Here is a 17,586-nt window from a genome sequence, read left to right on the forward strand (position 1 = left end):
GACATCAAGCAGCGCACCGGCATTGCGGCCGGCGAGTACAAGCGTCGCCGCCGCCAGCTGATGGACATGGCCGGCGAGGACGCGATCCTGGTGTTGCCGGCCGCGGCCGAAAAGGTGCGCAGCCTCGATACCCATTATCCGTTCCGGCAGGATTCGGATTTCCAGTACCTGAGCGGCTTCCCGGAACCGGAAGCAGTGCTGGTGCTGATCCCGGGCCGACGCCACGGCGAGGCCATCCTGTTCTGCCGCGAACGTGATGCCGAGCGCGAAGCCTGGGATGGCAGCCGCGCCGGCCAGGAAGGCGCGGTGGCGCAGTACGGCATGGACGATGCCTACCCGATCGACGATCTGGACGACATCCTGCCGGGCCTGCTGGAAGGACGCTCGCGCGTCTACTACCACTTCGGCCGCGACGCCGACTTCGACCTGAAGCTGATCGGCTGGGTCAACCGCGTGCGCTCGCAGGTACGCCATGGCGCGCAGCCGCCGCACGAGTTCCTGGAACTGGGCCACCTGCTGCACGAGCAGCGCCTGTTCAAGTCCGGCGCCGAAGTGGCGTTGATGCACCACGCGGCGCAGATCAGCGTTCGCGCCCATCTGGCGGCGATGAAGGCTGCCAGGCCGGGCATCCACGAGTACGAACTGCAGGCCGAGCTGGAACGCGTGTTCCGCGCCAGCGATGCGGTGCCGGCGTATTGCAGCATCGTCGGTGCGGGCCGCAACGGTTGCATCCTGCATTACCGGGACAACAGCGCGCGTTCGCGCGACGGCGAGCTGGTGCTGATCGACGCCGGTGCCGAGTACCGTGGCTACGCCAGCGACATCACTCGCACCTTCCCGGTGAATGGCCGCTTCAGCGCCGAGCAGCGCGCGCTGCACGACCTGGTCGGCGAGGCGCAGGCGGCGGCGCTGGCCCAGGCCAGGCCGGGCGTGCCCTACGAGGCCGGTCACCTGGCCGCGGTGCAGACCCTGACCGAGGGCCTGCTGCGGCTGGGCCTGTTGAAGGGGACGCTGGAAAAGAACCTGTCCGAAGGCCTGTACCAGCGCTTCTACCGGCACAAGACCGGGCACTGGATCGGGCTGGACGTGCACGACGTGGGCGACTACCGCCTGGCCGGTGACTCGCGCCTGTTGGAGCCGGGAATGGCGTTCACCATCGAGCCGGGGTTGTACATCGGCGTGGACGATACGACGGTGGAACCGCGCTGGCGCGGCATCGGCATCCGCACCGAAGACGATGTGCTGATCACCGATGACGGTCATCGCGTGCTGACCGAAGGCCTGGCGCGCAGCGCCGACGAGATTGAAGCGGTGATGGCGGGGTAAGGGGTTGTTCTGCAGGGCTTGCAGCCCTGCACCCGCAGAGGCAACAGCAACTGCAACAGCAACAGCGCGCATTCCGTGGGATGGCGGGGCACTGTGGGTTTGCGGGGACGCCGTGAACCCGTCCATGGGGGCTTGGTCGCGGCATCCATGCCGCTCACACCCCGCAAACCCACAGTGCCCCGCCTTCGACAGGTTCACGCGGCTGTTGGTGGGTGCCGACCGTTGATCGGCACATCTGTCAGATATCGAATGAATCATCCACGCATGGTGTGGATCTACTGGCAACTGCGGTGTTGGCACGCGTGGCTGTGGGTAGGTGTGGACCTTGGTCGACACAGAGCGAGCGCAGCAAGCGACCCGCTTTTGCTTTTCTTTTTTCTTTTCCGTGGTTGGACGCGCGCAGGAAACTGTCAAAGGTGGGGCGGGTGGGCCATGCAGGGGCGTTGGCGCCATGGATGGCGCCATCGAGCTCACAGGGACGTACTTGCAGCGTCCCCTGCATGGCCCACCCGCCCCGCCAAGCGCGGCTTTTGCTCCAAGCGCCCAACCACGAGGGGCTCAGCCGTTCGCCGCAGCAAATGCCGGCCGCGTCAGGTTGTCCGCTTCGCCCTCGGTGCACAGCACTTCGTCTTCGATGCGGATGCCACCATACGGACGGAAGAAGTCCACCCGGTCCCAGTTGATCGCATCACCATGACCGGCGTCCTTCACTTCGTTCAACAGCATGTCGATGAAGTACAGGCCCGGTTCGATGGTCACCACCATGCCCGGTTCCAGCACGCGGGTCAGGCGCAGGTACGGATGGCCCGCCGGACGCTCGATGCGGCCACCTTCGTCGCTGGCTGCGAAACCTGCCACGTCGTGCACCTGCAGGCCGATCAGGTGGCCGATGCCGTGTGGGAAGAATGCGGCGCTGACGCCGGTCTCCAGCGCGGTCTGCGGCGACACCTTGATCACGCCGAAGTCCTTCAGCACCGCCATCAGCGAAAGATGCGCGTCCACGTGCAGCTGCTTGTAGTCGAAGCCCGGCCGCACCGCCGCGCACATCTGCTGCTGGGCAGCGTCAACGGCGGCGATCATCGCCGCAAACTCGTCGTGGCCCCGCGCTGCGTAGGTGCGGGTGATGTCGCTGGCGTAGCCGTGCGCGCTGGCACCGGCATCGATCAGGAAGCTGCGCAGCGGCTGCGGTGCCTTGCGGCCCAGCTCGGTGTAATGCAGCACGGCGGCATGTTCATTGAGCGCCACGATGTTGCCGTAGGGCAGCTCGTTGGCATCCTGGCCGACTGCCTGGCAGTACGCCATGTGGATGCTGAACTCGTCGGCGCCGTTGCGGAACGCGGCTTCGGCGGCGCGGTGGCCGCGCACGCCCAGCACCTGCGCCTGGCGCATCAACGCGATCTCATAGGGCGTCTTGCTGCCGCGGTGCCATTCCAGGTAGTTCACCACCGGTGCCGGGTTGTTCGGCACGTAGCTGCCCAGCGCGCTCTGCGGCTCGCCGAGGATCGCGCAGCGCGACGGGTCGGCCGGCAGCAGGGCCAGCGCCTCTTCCGGCGTGCGGATGATGTGGATGTCGAAGTGCTCCACCCACCAGCCACTCGGTGCGTCCGGCACCACGTGCCAGTAATCGAAGGGCTGGTGGAAGATCACCGCCGGGCGTTTGCCGGGGCTGAACACGATCCAGCTGTTGGGCACGCGGGTCAGCGGCAGCCAGGCCTTGAACTGGGGATTGACCGCATACGGGTAATCACGATCGTCGAAGACCTGGTAGTGCAGAGTGCCGCTGGGCACCACCAGGTGGTCGAAGCCGCCGCGCGCCAGCGCCTGCTCGGCACGTCGGCACAGCACGGCCAGGTGGTCGGGATACAGGGCGCCGGGGTCTTGCTGGTTCATTGCGATGGCTCGACACGGAAAACGGCCCTAGATTCTGCCGCATACCGCCAAAATCCGCTGTGCTGGAACCGGCACTCAGGCCGTCGAAACCGACCCCTCGTCGCTGTCTTCGCCGATCCACTGGCGCAGCAGCTGCCGATGTTCGCGGGACAGGGTGAGGAAGCGGAAGCCTGTCCAGCTCTGGCCGGGCACATGCGCCGGCTCGCTCCACAGCAGGTGCACGCCGACGTCAATGGCCTCGTGGCGGCCGTCACCGATCGGCAGCGGGAAGCGGAACTGGTACAGCGCGTCCTCGCGCAGCGGGGTGCTGGCCAGCATCAACATGCCGGTCTCGGAGACATTGCCGAGCCGGCCCACCACGCATTCGCGCATCTGGTCGGTGACCGGCACCAGGTCGGAGACCTGGCGACGCGGCGCGCGGCGGGTGTCCTGCGGCGGTTGCACGTTCAAACGGACGCCTCCTTGTAACGGCCGCCAGCCAGCGCACGCAGTGCGCCGAGGCTGGCCTGCCATGCGCGATCGACCAGCCGGCCCTTGTCTTCGGTGACCAGCTGCGCGCGTCCGGCGCTGATCTGCCGGGCCAGCGTATCGAGGTCGGTATCGGCGATCTTCTGCCCGCGCGGATTGACGAACAGGGCGTGGCCGGTCAGCAGGCTGTACCAGGACAGGCGTTGGCGGCGCAGGGTGCCGTCACCGTTGTCGATGTCGAACCAGCTGCCAAAGGGCAGGGCCACCAGCTGCTGGTAGGCCGCCTCTTCGGCGCTGCTGCGCGGCGTGCGCGGGGCGTCGGCGCTGCCGCTGGCAGCATGTTCGCCCAGTCGTGCACGTGCCTTCAGGCGCGCACTGAGTTCGGTGCGCGAGGTGCTTTCATCCTCGCCTCCTGGCGTGGCCAGGCGGCGCGCAACGGCGGCGGCTTCCTCGGTGTGATAGCCGACCTGCACGAGCGCCGATTCCACCTCGCTGGCCAGCACTGCATCGGTGCCACCGTTGGCATCGACGGCCTGCGCGGTCACCGCGGCGATGCGCTCGGTCTGCAGCAGGCGTTCCTGCCACTGCGGCGAATCGTCGCCATGGCGCAGGCGGGTGAGGGTCAGTGCATCGGCCCACGCCTGGCGCAGCAGGGTCTGCACGAAGCGCGGCGGCGCCTGCAGGTCACAGCACTGGTCGATCTGCGCATTGGCCTGGCGACGCGCCAGTTCCAGCCGTTCCTTGCCGCGTGCGGCCTCGACGTGGCGGCGCTCGGCCAGCTCGGCGCGATGGGCCGCCGCGCGCTGGTGCTGCTGCACGTCCTCATTGGCGCTGGCGAAGGCTTCGGGCGAACGCGCGTCCTGGCCAAGCAGGCCCTGCACGCTCTGCGCCATGCGCTGCAGCAGCTGGGGGTCCACATCATCGTCGCCCAGCCAGTGGGCGCCGACTTCGGCGATCTGGTTGAGCAGTTCGCGTGCGGGATGCTCGTCGCGCACGAAGAAGCCGGGATCGGCCATCGCCGCACGCGCCAGCGGCACCTGCAGGCGCGCCAGCAGGGCCGCCGGCACCGGATCGGGGCGCTGCTGCTGCTGTACCTGCTGCATCAGCAGGCGCAGCAGCTCGAGATTGTCGCGGTCGTGGCTGCCCAGTTGGGCCTGTGCGCCGTGCTCGCTGCGCAACTGGGCGACCACCGCAGCCTCCAGGTCGGCGACCCCGGTGGCCGCGCTGGACTGGGCCTGCAGGCGCGCGAGGACCGCATCGACGGCGGCGCTGGGCACCGCAGCGTGATCGGCAACGGGCGCCGAGGCATGGCGGGCCTGCTGCAGCAGTTCATGCAGCACGCTGCCGGTGGCCGTGGTCACGCCAGCGGTGGCTGCGCCCGGCGTACCCGCATCGTTGAAGGCATCCTGCACCAGGTTCGACCATGAACCGGCGGGCGCGGAGCCGTTCCAACCGGTCAGTGGCGCGGCGGCGCGCTTGGCAGGCTGGGTTGCGCGGCCGCCACCCACCGACTGGGTAATGATCCGACGGGTGCTTGCTGAGCGCGCCAGGTACGGGGTGTAGACCAGCCCCGGCAGCACGCCGTGCTGGGCCAGCAGCGCATTGGCGCGGTCCAGCACATCGCCCAGGCGCTCCAGCACCTGCCGCTCGAAGCTGCGGTACAACGCAAGCTGCACCTCCACGCCCAGGGCATCCTGTTCGGCGATCCGGCGAACCATCGCGCACAGGGCCTGCGGTGCCAGTGGCAGGGTGTCGGCCTCGAAGGCCGGCGCCGCTGCAAGCACGCCCAGGCGTTGGCCCAGCAGGTTCAGCGAATTGGTCGAGCGCAGGGTTTCGCGCCGGACCATCTCGGTCAGCAGCAGGTCGCGGTCCACCTCGTGCTCATCGACCAGCGACAGCCCGAGCATGCCTGGCAGGGGCGGCGGGGTGGCGTGCGCTGCCGAAGCGGTGGACGGCTCGCGCAGGCCCGCCAGTGCCTCGGCGACGGCATCAAGCATGCGGTCGGCGAAATGGCCGGCGAAGGCGTGCAGCTGGCCGCGCTGCGCCATCAGGTCCGCCTGCTGCATGGGATTGCGTGCACGGTCGGCGTCGTGCAGCAGCGTCTGCTCCAGCGCTTCGACGGTCAGGATCAGGGGCGCGGCCAGCGTTTGCCGGCACAGGCCGATCAACGCACCCAGCAGTTCACGCACCCGCGATGGCAGGTCGCTGGCGGCCAGGCGTGCTTTGTCGGCAGAGGTGATGGAAAAGACAGCTGACATCGGCGAGCGGTACCCGGATTCCCGCGGATCGATCCTGTGAATCTACCGTGTCGGCCGCAGTCGGCGCTACTTTAGGCTGAACGTGAATCGCATCCGCCGGGCCTGGCCCGACCGATGAACGGTAGTGCCGGCCGCTGGCCGGCAGATATGTCTTCACCGGATTGCCGGCCAGCGGCCGGCAGGACCCTCTGTCAGGCGAGGATCAATCTTCCAGGAACAGGCTCACCACATCGTTGGTGAAGCGGCGGCCCAGCTCGGTCGGCTGCACATGGCCATCGGTCATGTCCAGCCAGCCGCGCTGCACGGCCTCGGCCAGGGGAGCGTCCAGCACGCTGCGCGGCAGCCCCGTGCGCGACTCGAAATCGCGCAGGCCGAAACCTTCGTGCAGGCGCAGCAGGTTGAGCATGTACTCGAAGGGCAGGCGCCCGGCTGCGATCACATCGTCGCCACCGAACGAGGCCGGCGTGCCGGCGCTGTCCAGGTAGGCCTGCGGGTGCTTCAGTTTCCAGCGGCGCAGCACGTGTTCTTCGGCGCCCGAGCTGATCTTGCCGTGCGCACCGGCACCGATGCCCAGGTAATCGCCGAAGCGCCAGTAGTTCAGGTTGTGCGCGCTCTGCCGGCCAGGGCGCGCGTAGGCGCTGACCTCGTACTGGCCGAAGCCGGCCTGCGCCAGCAGCGCCTGGCAGTGTTCCTGCATGTCCCAGGCGTGGTCTTCATCGGGAATGCCCTGCGGCGGCCGCGCGAAGAACACCGTGTTCGGTTCCAGGGTCAGCTGGTAGTGCGAGATATGCGCCGGCTGCAGCGCGAACGCACGCTCCAGATCAGCCTCGGCACCAGCCAGGGTCTGTTCCGGCAGCGCGTACATCAGGTCGATGTTGAAATTGTCGTAGCCCGCGTCCTGCGCCATCTTCACCGCGCGCTCGGCTTCGCCACTGTCGTGGATGCGGCCCAGGCGCTTGAGCATCGCGTCGTCGAAACTCTGGATGCCGAAGCTGAGGCGGTTCACGCCGGCCGCGCGGTAGCGGTCGAAGCGGCCATGCTCGGCGGTGCCCGGGTTGGTCTCCAGGGTGATCTCGGCATTGGGTGCGAAGCGCAGGCGCGCGCTGGCCTGCTGCAGGAAGCGGTCGATGGCGTCGGGCGGGAACAGGCTGGGCGTGCCGCCACCGAAGAACACGCTGTGCACCACCCGGCCCCAGACCAGCGGCAGGTCCTGGTCGAGGTCGCGCAGCAGTGCATCGATGTAGGCCTCGAACGGCAGGTCGCCCTTGGCCTGGTGCGAATTGAAATCGCAGTACGGGCACTTGCGCACGCACCACGGCAGGTGCACGTACAGCGACAGCGGTGGTGGCACCAGTCGCGGTGCGCTGTCGTGGTCAGCGGAACAGGCTTCGCCGGGCAGGTGGGTGCAGTGGTCGTGGGCGTGCGGCATGGGGTTCATCGGTAGTGCCGGCCGTTGGCCGGCTTCCCTGGTTCGATCAGGTCGGGCGTCAGTACAGCGTCGCCAGCTGCTGCTTGAGCTGCTGCAGGGCAATGGCACGGTGGCTGATGGCGTTCTTCAGCGCCGGCTCCATTTCCGCGGCGGTCAGGCCGTGGGTGGTGTCCAGGAACACCGGGTTGTAGCCAAAACCATTGGTGCCACGCAGCTCGCGGATGATCTGCCCTTCCCAGCGGCCTTCGCAGATCAGCGGCTGCGGGTCGGTGGCGTGGCGCAGCAGCACGATCACCGCGTAGAAGCGGGCGCTGCGCTGGCCGTCGGGCACTGCGGCCATCGCGTCCAGCAGCTTGGCGTTGTTGGCCGCGGCGTTGGTCGGGTGGCCGGCATAGCGCGCGCTGTACAGTCCCGGCGCACCGCCCAGGGCATCGACGATCAGGCCCGAATCATCGGCCAGCGCCGGCAGGCCGGTCGCTTCGCAGGCGGCGCGGGCCTTCAGCAGCGCGTTCTCGACGAAGGTCAGGCCGGTCTCCTCGACGTCGCCCAGGCCCAGCTCGGCGGCCGAGGTGATCTGCAGCGGCAGGTCGGCGAGGATCTCCTGCATCTCCACCAGCTTGCCGGCATTGTGGCTGGCCAGTACCAGTTTGTTCATTGACGGGGCTCCAACAGGTCCCAGGTGTTGCCATACAGGTCGCGGAATACCGCGACCGTTGCATAGGGTTCTTCGCGCGGTGCTTCCAGGAACTCGACGCCGGCGGCCAGCATCGCTGCGTGGTCGCGGTGGAAGTCGTCGGTGTTGAGGAAGAAGGCAACGCGGCCACCGGTCTGGTTGCCGATGCGGCTGCGCTGTTCCTCGTCGCTGGCACGGGCCAGCAGCAGGGCGGCGGCGCTGCCGTCGGTCGGGCCGACCACCACCCAGCGCTTGTGCCCCTGGTCGATGTCTTCGAGCAATGCGAAGCCGAGCTTGCCGGTGTACCACGCAATGGCTTCGTCATAGTCGGCCACCACCAGGGTGGTCAGGGCAAGGCGCCGGTTCATGCCGACAGCGCCGCCTGCTGCGCGGCCAGCAGCTCGGCCACGCCCTTCTCGGCCAGGCCCAGCAGCGCGTCCAGTTCATCGCGACGGAAGGCGTGGCCTTCGGCGGTGCCCTGCAGCTCGATGAAGCCGCCGCCGTCGTTCATCACCACGTTCATGTCGGTGTCGCAGTCGCTGTCTTCGGCGTAGTCCAGGTCCAGCACCGGGGTGCCGCGGTACACGCCCACCGACACCGCCGCCACTGCGCCCAGGACCGGGTTGCGCTTGATGTCGCCGCGCTTGATCAGCACGTTCACTGCATCGACCAGGGCCACGTAGGCGCCGGTGATGGCGGCGGTGCGGGTGCCACCGTCGGCCTGCAGCACGTCGCAGTCGAGGGTGATGGTGCGCTCGCCCAGCGCGTTGCGGTCCACGCAGGCGCGCAGGCTGCGGCCGATCAGGCGCTGGATCTCCAGCGTGCGGCCACCCTGCTTGCCACGCGCTGCTTCGCGGTCGCTGCGGGTGTGGGTGGCGCGCGGCAGCATGCCGTACTCGGCCGTCACCCAGCCTTCGCCCTTGCCGCGCAGGAAGCCCGGCACGCGGTTCTCGACGCTGGCGGTGCACAGCACGCGGGTTTCACCGAAGCACACCAGCACCGAACCTTCGGCGTGGCGGGTGAAGCCGCGTTGGATGACGACCGGGCGGAGCTGGTCGGGCTGGCGGCCGCTGGGGCGGGAATCGGACATGGTGCGGGTTCCGTAATGGCAAGGGAGTACGCCGCCACGCCCGCGGCCTTCACGGGGCGGGCGAGGGGGCTCTGGTGAGGGCGCTAGGGTACCATTCCCCCTTTGCACGCACCGGACACATTCCATGATTCGAAGCATGACCGCCTATGCCGGCGGCGAGCGGGTCACCCCGTGGGGCACGCTGGGCTGCGAGCTGCGCTCGGTCAACCACCGTTTCCTGGAGGTCGGCACCCGCCTGCCCGAGGAACTGCGGGCGCTCGAACCGCAGCTGCGCGAGCGCATCGCCGCGCGCCTGAGCCGCGGCAAGCTGGATCTGGTGATGCGCCTGCGCGCGCCGGAAGCGGCCGCCAACCTGCAGGTGGACGAGGCCCTGCTGGGCCAGCTGGGCCGCCTGGCCCACCGCTTGACCTCCGATTTCCCCAACCTGCAGGTCAGCTTCACCGACCTGCTGCAGCTGCCGGGCGTGACCCGCGGCGAGGCCACCGATGCGGCCGCCCTGCAGGTCGAGGCGCTGGCCCTGCTGGACCAGGTGCTGGACGGCTTCGTCGAGGCCCGCGAGCGCGAAGGTGGCAAGCTGGCCGCGGCCATCAGCGAGCGCGTGGACGGTATTGAACGCATCGCCGCCGACGTCCGCACGCTGATTCCGGCCATTCGCGACGGCCAGCGCGCCAAGCTGGCCGCACGCCTGGCCGATCTGCCGCACCCGGTCGACCCGGGCCGCGCCGAGCAGGAACTGGTGCTGTGGCTGCAGAAGCTGGATGTGGATGAAGAGCTGGACCGGCTCGGCAGCCATATCGTCGAGATCCGCCGCGTGCTCAAGCAGCGCGAGCCGGTCGGCCGCCGCCTGGACTTCCTGCTGCAGGAGTTCAACCGCGAAGCCAACACGCTGGGCTCGAAGTCGGTGGACAGCCGTACGTCCAATGCGGCGGTGGAGCTGAAGGTGCTGATCGACCAGATCCGCGAGCAGGTGCAGAACATCGAGTGAGGTTGCATCCGGCAACAGCGCAGGGGCGCCTTCGGGCGCCCTTGTCGTTTCAACGCATCAGCGCGCGCTGACGCCCGGCGCGCCTTCGGCCAGCCGCCCCACCACGGCCGCCTGGCCGAACCCGGCGTCGTGGAAACAGGCCAGCACCGCATCCACCGCATCCGGGGCACAGGACACCAACAGGCCGCCACTGGTCTGCGGGTCGGTCAGCAGTGGCTGCCAGTGGGCGGCCAAGCCTTCGGCGAAGCGCACCTCGGTGCCATACGAGGCCCAGTTGCGATTGGAGGCACCGGTCACGCAGCCACGCTGCAGCAGATGCAACGTCTGCGGCAGCAACGGGATCTGCGCGCTGTCCACTTCGGCGCCGACGCCGCTGGCGCGGCACACTTCCAGCAGATGGCCGAGCAGGCCGAAGCCGGTGACGTCGGTCATGGCATGCACGCCGTCCAGCGCGGCCAGCGGCACGCCCACGGTGTTCAGGCGGGTGGTCGACGCGATCATCTGCCGGTAGCCATCGGCATCCAGCACTTCTTTCTTCAGTGCTGACGAATACACGCCCACGCCCAACGGCTTGCCCAGCACCAGCACATCGCCGGCGCGGGCATCGGCATTGCGCTTGAGCCGCTGCGGATCGAGCACGCCGATCGCGGCGAGGCCATAGATCGGTTCCACCGAATCGATGCTGTGGCCGCCGGCCACCACGATGCCGGCGTCGGCGCAGGCACGCTCGCCGCCCTGCAGGATGGCGCGGATGGTGTCCTGTGGCAGCGTGTTGATCGGCATGCCGACGATGGCCAGCGCGAACAAGGGTCGTGCGCCCATCGCGTACAGGTCCGACAATGCGTTGGTGGCGGCGATGCGGCCGAAGTCGAACGGGTCGTCGACGATCGGCATGAAGAAATCAGTGGTGGCGACAATCGCCTGGCGGTCATCGAGGCGATACACCGCCGCGTCGTCGCTGGTCTCGCGGCCGACCAGCAGTTCAGCCGGTGCGGGAAGTGCCGGAACGCCGCGCAGAAGCTCGGTCAGCACGCCCGGCGCGATCTTGCAGCCGCAACCGCCACCGTGGGCCAGCGAGGTCAGTCGTTGCGGGGCGTCGGCCGTGGAAGGGGCGGGGGACTGCGCGTGTGTGGCCATGCCGACATCTCCTGCGGAAACACGAATGGCGGAAGACAGCAGGAGTCGAACCTACCAGGGAGCGATCGACGCCCCCTACTGGGTTTGAAGCCCAGCCGCATGCCCGGATGCGCATGCCTTCCGAAGTACTGCGGTGCCGGTGCGCTCAGTCGCGGGCCGCGTTCCACTGCAGGTCGCCGCGCGGCCGATGCTGGTCACCGACGCGTCGAGTGTAGCCAACGCGATTGAAGAACTCCAAGATCTGGATGCTGCGTTTGCGCCCCAGGCCGATGGCATCGCGGAAGGCGGCCGCATCCACCGTACCGCTGGCCTGCGACAGCCGTGCGACGATCGCGGCCAGCTCGGCGATGCGGGCCGGCGCATAGAACAGGTCCGGTACCACCTGGAACAGTTCGCCGCGTGCGGCGGCACGCCGCAGGATGGCGCGGACCTCGTCCTCGGGCAGGCCGAAGTCGGTGGCCAGGGTACGCACCCACGGCGGATCGAAACCACCGGCGTGCAGGTGCGGGAGCACGCGTTCCAGCAGCAGGCGTTCACGCTCCGGCGGCGCACGGTCGTGACCGGGCCGGCGCCACCACGCGCCCACGCGCTGCAGCGTGCCGTCGGCCAGCAGGTCCTGCAGCAGCGCATTCCAGAGCCCCGTCGCAAGCGCGGGCAGGGTGCTGCGTTGCAGGCGCCCGCTGTCGACACCGGGTTCGTCCGGGCGTCGCTCGTGCCAGCTGCGCAGTGAGGCAATTACCTGCTCGCGCAGCACTTGCCAGTGCGAGGCGAGGATGACCACCGTGTCTTCGCGGGTGACGATGCGTCGTGTGTCTGCAGGAAGATCGATGCGGTCGGCCGCGCGCCGGCAGTAGCGCTGCAGTGCGGCCATGGGTATCCCCAAGGGCGCCTGCTGCAACAGCGGACCGAGCCCGGCACCTGCGGCCAGTTGCTCCAGTGCGCGCAGCCAGGCGAGCCGTGCCGGGCTGCGCCGGCGCCGCTGCGGCGGGTCCGGATCAAGCACGATGCCGCCGCCCAGCGTGTGGGTGGCCGCCGAATCACGGGCGATGAAGCGATCACCGCACATCGCACAGACCGGCGAATCGAATACCAGCTGCACGAGCTGCCCATCGCCGGAGGGAGCGTCCTCCAGCAACACAAGATGGGCCTGCCGGTGCATCGTGCCCCAGTGGATATGCAGCGGTGCCCAGTCGCGCAACGGTGCGGCCTGCGCGGAAACCCGCAGCCGTACGTCGACACGGAGGGTGGCCAGCAGGGCGCGTGGATCGGCGATCCAGTCGCCACGGTGGATGTCTTCGCGCGCGATGGCAGCCAGGTTCAACGCGCAGCGCTGGCCGGCCATCGCACGTTCGCTGGCCCGGTTCTGCGCGTGGATGCTGCGCACGCGCACATCGGTGGCCGCCGGCATCAGCTGCAGATGTTCGCCAACCGAGGCGACGCCGCCATGCACCGCGCCGGTCACCAGCGTGCCGTGGCCGGCCAATGAGAACACGCGGTCCACCGGCATGCGGAACAGTTCATGGTGCAGCGCGGCCCGTCGCGCGTTGAACTCGTCTGTGGCGCATGCATGCAGGTGGGTGCGCAATGCGTTGATGCCCACATCATCGGGGGAGGTGCTGTTGCAGGCGAACACCGGCGCATCCTGCAGCGGCGTGCCGGCCAGCAGTGCAGCGATCTCGGTCTGGACCTGGGCCATGCGCGCGGCGTCCACCCGGTCGATCTTGGTGAGCGCCACTGCGCCGCGATCCACGCCCAGCAACTGCAGGATCGCCAGGTGCTCGCGGGTCTGTGGCATCACACCGTCGTCGGCGGCAATCACCAGCAGCGCCATGTCGATGCCGGTAGCACCGGCCACCATCGTATGCACGAAGCGTTCATGGCCTGGCACGTCGACGAAACCCAGCGTCGCCGAAGCGTCTCCAACTGAGCCCTCCACCGGGACATAGGCATAGCCCAGTTCAATGGAGATGCCGCGCGTGCGCTCTTCCTGCAGGCGATCGGTTTCGATGCCGGTCAGTGCCCGCACCAGGCGCGTCTTGCCATGGTCGATATGCCCGGCGGTGCCGACGATCATGGTTGCAGCGCGCCCCACTGGGCGAGGAAGTCCGCTTCGTCGGACGGTTCCAGGCAACGCAGGTCCAGCCACAATGCGTCCTCGCCGATGCGGCCCAGCACCGGTCGCGGCAGCTGGCGCAGGCGCTTGGCCAGGCGGTCCAGGCCGCCGCGTTGCGCAGTGGTGATGCGCAGGCCGGCACTGCCGAGCTGCGCCTGTGGCTGCGCGCCACTGCCGATCTGGCTGTGCATCCGTGCCTGTTCAAGCATGTAGCCGGCCGGCAGCGCCGAGCGGAGCGGCGGCAGCAGGCGCTGGGCCTGCGCATCCATGTCCTGCTGCGTGCGAGAGAGCGTACGCAGTGTCGGCAGCCGCTGGGCCAGCAGTTCCGGCTCGCGGTACAGGGCCAGCACCGCCGCCAGCGCGGCCAGGCCCATCTTGTCCATGCGCAGCGCGCGCTTGAGCGGGTTGCGGTTGATCCTCGCGATCAGGTCGGCGCGGCCGGCGATGATGCCGGCCTGCGGCCCGCCCAGCAGCTTGTCGCCACTGAACGAGACCAGATCGGCGCCCGCCGCCAGCGTTTCCTGCACGGTCGGCTCGTGCGGCAGGCCGAAGGCCGCCAGGTCGCACAGGCTGCCACTGCCCAGGTCCACCACCAGCGGCAGGCCATGGTCGTGCGCGATGGCTGCCATCGCCGCGGTGTTGACCTTGGCGGTGAAGCCGGTGATCGCGTAGTTGCTGGCATGCACCTCCATCAACAGCGCGGTGCGGGCGCCGATGGCATGGGTGAAATCGGCGGGATGGGTGCGGTTGGTGGTGCCCACTTCGAGCAACCGTGCGCCGGCGCTGCGCATCACATCGGGAATGCGGAAGGCGCCACCGATCTCCACCAGTTCGCCGCGCGACACCACCACCTCGCGGCGGTTGGCCAGGCTGTTGAACAGCAGCAGGACCGCCGCCGCATTGTTGTTGACCACGGTGGCCGCTTCGGCGCCGGTCAGCTCGCAGACCAGCGCCTGCACCCGCGCATCGCGGTCGCCGCGGCGGCCGCGGGCGATGTCGAATTCCAGGTCAACCGGCGCGGTCATCGCGCGGGTGACCGCCTGCACGGCGGCATCGGGCAACAGCGCGCGGCCCAGGTTGGTGTGCAGCACGGTGCCGGTCAGGTTGAACATCGGGTGCAGGTCCAGCCGTGCATCGGCGGCAAGGGCGGCGTCGAGCGCCGCGACCAGTGCCGGGCCTTCAATGGCCCACTGCAACTGCTCGGCCGAGAGTTGTGCGGCACCGATGCGCTCGCGCAGCGCCTGCAGGTGTGCGCGCAGCAGCTGGGTGATGCGGCTGCGACCGTGATCTTCGATCAGCGCCGACAGCGCCGGCAGTCGCAGCAGCTTGTCCAGCGAGGGCAGGGCGGCGGCCGATGCCGGGGCGGCGGAGGTGCGTGGCATCGGTCAGTCGTCGTCGGATTGCCACAGCAGCGGATTCTGGCTGGCCCGCGCGTAGCCTTCCTCGCCCAGCAGCAGGTCCAGCGCCAGTGTGCCGAGGTCGTCGGCCACCGGTTCCAGCGCCGGGTCCTTTTCCAGATACAGGATCTTGCGGTAGCTGTGGCAGTGGTCGCAGGTCTCGGCGCGCACCGCACTCTCGCGCACGGCCTGGGCGGCATCGCCGTCGGCATCGGCCAGGGCGCGGTAGGCGATGTCCTTGCCAGCGGCGCCACACTGGCTGCACTGCACGCGCACGTAGTGCCACTGGCAGGCGCACAGCGAGCACGACAGGTAGCGGTAGGACGCATAGGGCGGGCGGGCCTGCACCACGCTGGCCACCGGCAGGGTGCCGCACAGCGGGCACACGCCAGGCGCATCGGCCAGCGGCCTGAGGTCGCTGGCGCGGAAACTGGCCGTGAGCACGGCCCAGTACACCTGCAACGCATTCATCACCAGCAGCGCCGCCACCGCATCCACCGAGGGGGCGTCATCGCGCTCCAGCACGGCGCGCGCCTGCGCATCCAGCCAGGCGTCATCGGCGGCGGCGACGCGCAGAAGTTCGCGCCGGGTTTCCGCCGGCAGCCCGGCTTCGTCGGCACAGTGCCGGCACAGCGTGCGCAGCCAGTCGCGCCAGCGGCCGTCCAGTTGCAGTGTGTTGGCGGGCCGCAAGGGCATGCCGGCACCGACGGCCGCACTCGACTGTTGTGCACGCGCCTGAACCTGCAGCGCCTCGCGCTGTTGCGGCGTCAGCTCGTCCAGCAGCGCCTGCTGCGCATCGGCCAGCGCCGCCAGCAGCTGCAGATAGCCACCGATGGCACTGTGCGTGGCGAGGCTGCGCAGTCGCGCCGCGCGTGCAGCGAACAGCGATTCGGTGTCGGGCAGGATGATGCGCGGCACGTCGCGCGAGGCGAGCGTCTCGATCTCACCGGGTTCAAGGATGCGTTGCGCCATGCAGGGCCAGCCAGAAGAACCAGCCTCCATCCTCGCCGTTGTCAGCGCTGGCGTCCAGCGCGTTGCCGGCCATTTGAAAGATTGGGGTCAGATCCGTTTTACACATGAAAACGGATCTGACCCCATCGGTTGTTACCGTGTTCATCGTGTCGACCAAGGTCGACACCTACCAAAAGCACCGGTGAACTGTCGAAGGCGGGGCACTGTGGGTTTGCGGGGTGTCCGCGGCATGGATGTTGACATTGACGTTGATTCTGCGGGTGCAGGGCCGCAGGCCCTGCCGCTAACCCTCTTCCCGCCGCCCGCGCAGGATGTCCCGGAACCATTGCCGGTGATGCTTGTAGGCCCACCCATAGGTCACCTTGCCCTGGGTCATCGCCCGCACCGAGCCCTTGATCCAGAGCGCGGCATAGATGTGCACCACGATCGCACACACCAGTACCCAGCCGAACAACGCATCGGCGACCACCGAGAAGCGGATCAGCCCGATCGGGAAGAAGTGGCTGAAATACTGCCGCCAGATCACGAAGCCGGTCAGCAGCAGCGCCGACAGGCAGCCGATGATGGCCCAGAACAGCAGCTTCTGGCCGGCATTGAAGCGGCCCACCGGCGGCAGCCTTTCGTCTTCGTTGCGCAGCACGTCGCGCATGCCGCGCATCCACGCACGGTCGTCGGCGGTCGGCAGATTGTCCCGCCACATGCGGATCGCCAGCAATGTGAAGCCCACCACCATGGCCAGGCCGATGAATGGATGCAGGATGCGTGTCCACGGGCCGCCACCGAACAGCTGGGTCAACGGGAACAGGGCAGGGTGGAACAGCGCGAGCCCGGACAGCGCGGTCAGCACGAAGCAGATCGCCACGATCCAGTGATTGATGCGGGTCGGCGCGCGGTAGCGGATGATCTGCCGCGGGTGCGGGGCGTACTTCATGGCCGCTGCTCCTCTTCGATCTTCTTCGCTTCGTGTTCGGCGGCCTCTTCTTCCTCGTCATTGACCGTGTTGCGGCCGATGCCGATGTAATGCAGGAACCCAGCGAAGGCCGTGGCGGCGATCGCCAGCACGCCCAGCGGCTTGGCCACGCCCTTCCAGACTTCCACCATCGGGCTGATCCGCGGGTCCTTGGGCAGGTCGGCGTACAGCTCCGGCTTGTCCACGTGCTGCAGCACGTACATCACGTGGGTGCCACCCACGCCCTGCGGGTCGTACAGGCCCGCGTTCCCGTAGCCGCGCGATTTCAGGTCTTCCACGCGTCCGGCGGCGTGCTCGGTCATCGCCTGCTTGCTGCCGAAGGTGATCGCCCCGGTCGGGCAGGTCTTCACGCAGGCCGGTTCCTGGCCCACCGCCACCCGGTCCGAACACAGCGTGCACTTGTAGGCCTTGTGGTCCTTCTTGGAGATGCGCGGCACATCGAACGGGCAGCCGGTCACGCAGTAGCCACAGCCGATGCAGTTCTCTTCCTGGAAGTCGACGATGCCGTTGGCGTACTGGATGATCGCGCCCGGCGACGGGCAGGCCTTGAGGCAGCCCGGGTCGCTGCAGTGCATGCAGCCTTCCTTGCGGATCAGCCACTCCAGCTTGCCCTTCTCGTCCTCGTACTCGCGGAATTTCATCACCGTCCACGACTGGTCACTCAGATCGGGCGGGTTGTCATAGCTGCCGACACAGCTGCCGACCTCGTCGCGCAGGTCGTTCCATTCCATGCAGGCGACCTGGCAGGCCTTGCAGCCGATGCACTTGCTCACATCGATCAGCTTGGCGACCTGGCCGGTGTGCACCCCCCGCGCCTCCGGCGAGGGCGTGGTGGTGGCCGAGCGGCGGATGATGTCCAGCGATTGCAGTGACATGGC

Annotated in this window: 16 protein-coding genes and 1 tRNA gene; 2 read left to right on the top strand and 15 right to left on the bottom strand. The window is 68.6% G+C overall.

Annotated features, from left to right (window positions below; all coding sequences use genetic code 11):
- Window positions 1-3: 3 nt before the first annotated feature.
- On the top strand, window positions 4-1,326 hold the full coding sequence (locus BLS66_RS17860) for an aminopeptidase P N-terminal domain-containing protein (protein WP_103282597.1): 1,323 nt from the start codon (window positions 4-6) through the stop codon (window positions 1,324-1,326).
- A 558-nt stretch (window positions 1,327-1,884) separates the two neighbouring features.
- On the opposite strand, the gene pepQ is transcribed toward BLS66_RS17860, so the two are convergent.
- From pepQ to rph, 7 genes are all read right to left on the bottom strand, one after another.
- Complete coding sequence (gene pepQ / locus BLS66_RS17865; RefSeq protein WP_074726451.1) at window positions 1,885-3,216, bottom strand: Xaa-Pro dipeptidase; 1,332 nt, start codon at window positions 3,214-3,216, stop codon at window positions 1,885-1,887.
- A 75-nt stretch (window positions 3,217-3,291) separates the two neighbouring features.
- Window positions 3,292-3,666 (bottom strand): PilZ domain-containing protein, encoded by a 375-nt coding sequence (locus BLS66_RS17870; RefSeq protein WP_074726452.1) that lies wholly within the window; start codon window positions 3,664-3,666, stop codon window positions 3,292-3,294.
- Complete coding sequence (locus BLS66_RS17875) at window positions 3,663-5,942, bottom strand: DUF1631 family protein (protein ID WP_074726453.1); 2,280 nt, start codon at window positions 5,940-5,942, stop codon at window positions 3,663-3,665. Before BLS66_RS17875 ends, BLS66_RS17870 begins: the two co-directional genes overlap by 4 nt.
- Before the next feature lie 202 nt (window positions 5,943-6,144).
- The gene (gene hemW / locus BLS66_RS17880; RefSeq protein ID WP_074726454.1) at window positions 6,145-7,371 is read right to left on the bottom strand and encodes a radical SAM family heme chaperone HemW; all 1,227 of its coding nucleotides are present in this window, start codon (window positions 7,369-7,371) and stop codon (window positions 6,145-6,147) included.
- Window positions 7,372-7,429: 58 nt separating this feature from the next.
- The gene (gene rdgB, locus BLS66_RS17885; RefSeq protein WP_049464258.1) at window positions 7,430-8,026 is read right to left on the bottom strand and encodes an RdgB/HAM1 family non-canonical purine NTP pyrophosphatase; all 597 of its coding nucleotides are present in this window, start codon (window positions 8,024-8,026) and stop codon (window positions 7,430-7,432) included.
- Complete coding sequence (locus BLS66_RS17890) at window positions 8,023-8,412, bottom strand: VOC family protein (protein WP_049464260.1); 390 nt, start codon at window positions 8,410-8,412, stop codon at window positions 8,023-8,025. Before BLS66_RS17890 ends, rdgB begins: the two co-directional genes overlap by 4 nt.
- Window positions 8,409-9,134 (bottom strand): ribonuclease PH, encoded by a 726-nt coding sequence (rph, locus tag BLS66_RS17895; RefSeq protein WP_049464263.1) that lies wholly within the window; start codon window positions 9,132-9,134, stop codon window positions 8,409-8,411. The genes BLS66_RS17890 and rph overlap by 4 nt, the downstream gene beginning before the upstream one ends.
- A gap of 124 nt (window positions 9,135-9,258) precedes the next feature.
- On the opposite strand from rph, the gene BLS66_RS17900 reads away from it, so the two are divergent.
- Window positions 9,259-10,119 (top strand): YicC/YloC family endoribonuclease, encoded by an 861-nt coding sequence (locus BLS66_RS17900; protein WP_049464265.1) that lies wholly within the window; start codon window positions 9,259-9,261, stop codon window positions 10,117-10,119.
- Between the two features lie 57 nt (window positions 10,120-10,176).
- Here the strand turns inward: BLS66_RS17900 and selD are convergent, their stop codons facing one another.
- The 8 genes from selD to fdxH all read right to left on the bottom strand — a co-directional run bounded on the left by selD (window position 10,177) and on the right by fdxH (window position 17,583).
- Window positions 10,177-11,256: a selenide, water dikinase SelD gene (selD, locus tag BLS66_RS17905; RefSeq protein WP_074726455.1), complete on the bottom strand. Its 1,080-nt coding sequence runs from the start codon at window positions 11,254-11,256 to the stop codon at window positions 10,177-10,179.
- A 26-nt stretch (window positions 11,257-11,282) separates the two neighbouring features.
- A tRNA-Sec gene (locus BLS66_RS17910) sits at window positions 11,283-11,378 on the bottom strand.
- A gap of 23 nt (window positions 11,379-11,401) precedes the next feature.
- Window positions 11,402-13,330 (bottom strand): selenocysteine-specific translation elongation factor, encoded by a 1,929-nt coding sequence (selB, locus tag BLS66_RS17915; protein ID WP_074726483.1) that lies wholly within the window; start codon window positions 13,328-13,330, stop codon window positions 11,402-11,404.
- The gene (gene selA, locus BLS66_RS17920) at window positions 13,327-14,751 is read right to left on the bottom strand and encodes an L-seryl-tRNA(Sec) selenium transferase (RefSeq protein ID WP_074726456.1); all 1,425 of its coding nucleotides are present in this window, start codon (window positions 14,749-14,751) and stop codon (window positions 13,327-13,329) included. Before selA ends, selB begins: the two co-directional genes overlap by 4 nt.
- Before the next feature lie 3 nt (window positions 14,752-14,754).
- A complete protein-coding gene (gene fdhE / locus BLS66_RS17925) occupies window positions 14,755-15,738 on the bottom strand; it encodes a formate dehydrogenase accessory protein FdhE (RefSeq protein ID WP_074726457.1) in 984 nt (327 codons plus the stop codon).
- On the bottom strand, window positions 15,719-15,895 hold the full coding sequence (locus BLS66_RS20810; RefSeq protein ID WP_167357716.1) for a hypothetical protein: 177 nt from the start codon (window positions 15,893-15,895) through the stop codon (window positions 15,719-15,721). The genes fdhE and BLS66_RS20810 overlap by 20 nt, the downstream gene beginning before the upstream one ends.
- Window positions 15,896-16,021: 126 nt before the next feature.
- Entirely contained in the window at window positions 16,022-16,669 is a 648-nt protein-coding gene (locus BLS66_RS17930; RefSeq protein WP_074726458.1) for a formate dehydrogenase subunit gamma, read from the bottom strand.
- The gene (gene fdxH / locus BLS66_RS17935; RefSeq protein WP_074726459.1) at window positions 16,666-17,583 is read right to left on the bottom strand and encodes a formate dehydrogenase subunit beta; all 918 of its coding nucleotides are present in this window, start codon (window positions 17,581-17,583) and stop codon (window positions 16,666-16,668) included. Before fdxH ends, BLS66_RS17930 begins: the two co-directional genes overlap by 4 nt.
- Window positions 17,584-17,586: the final 3 nt, after the last annotated feature.

The organism is Stenotrophomonas pavanii, from assembly GCF_900101175.1.
Taxonomy (GTDB): domain Bacteria; phylum Pseudomonadota; class Gammaproteobacteria; order Xanthomonadales; family Xanthomonadaceae; genus Stenotrophomonas; species Stenotrophomonas pavanii.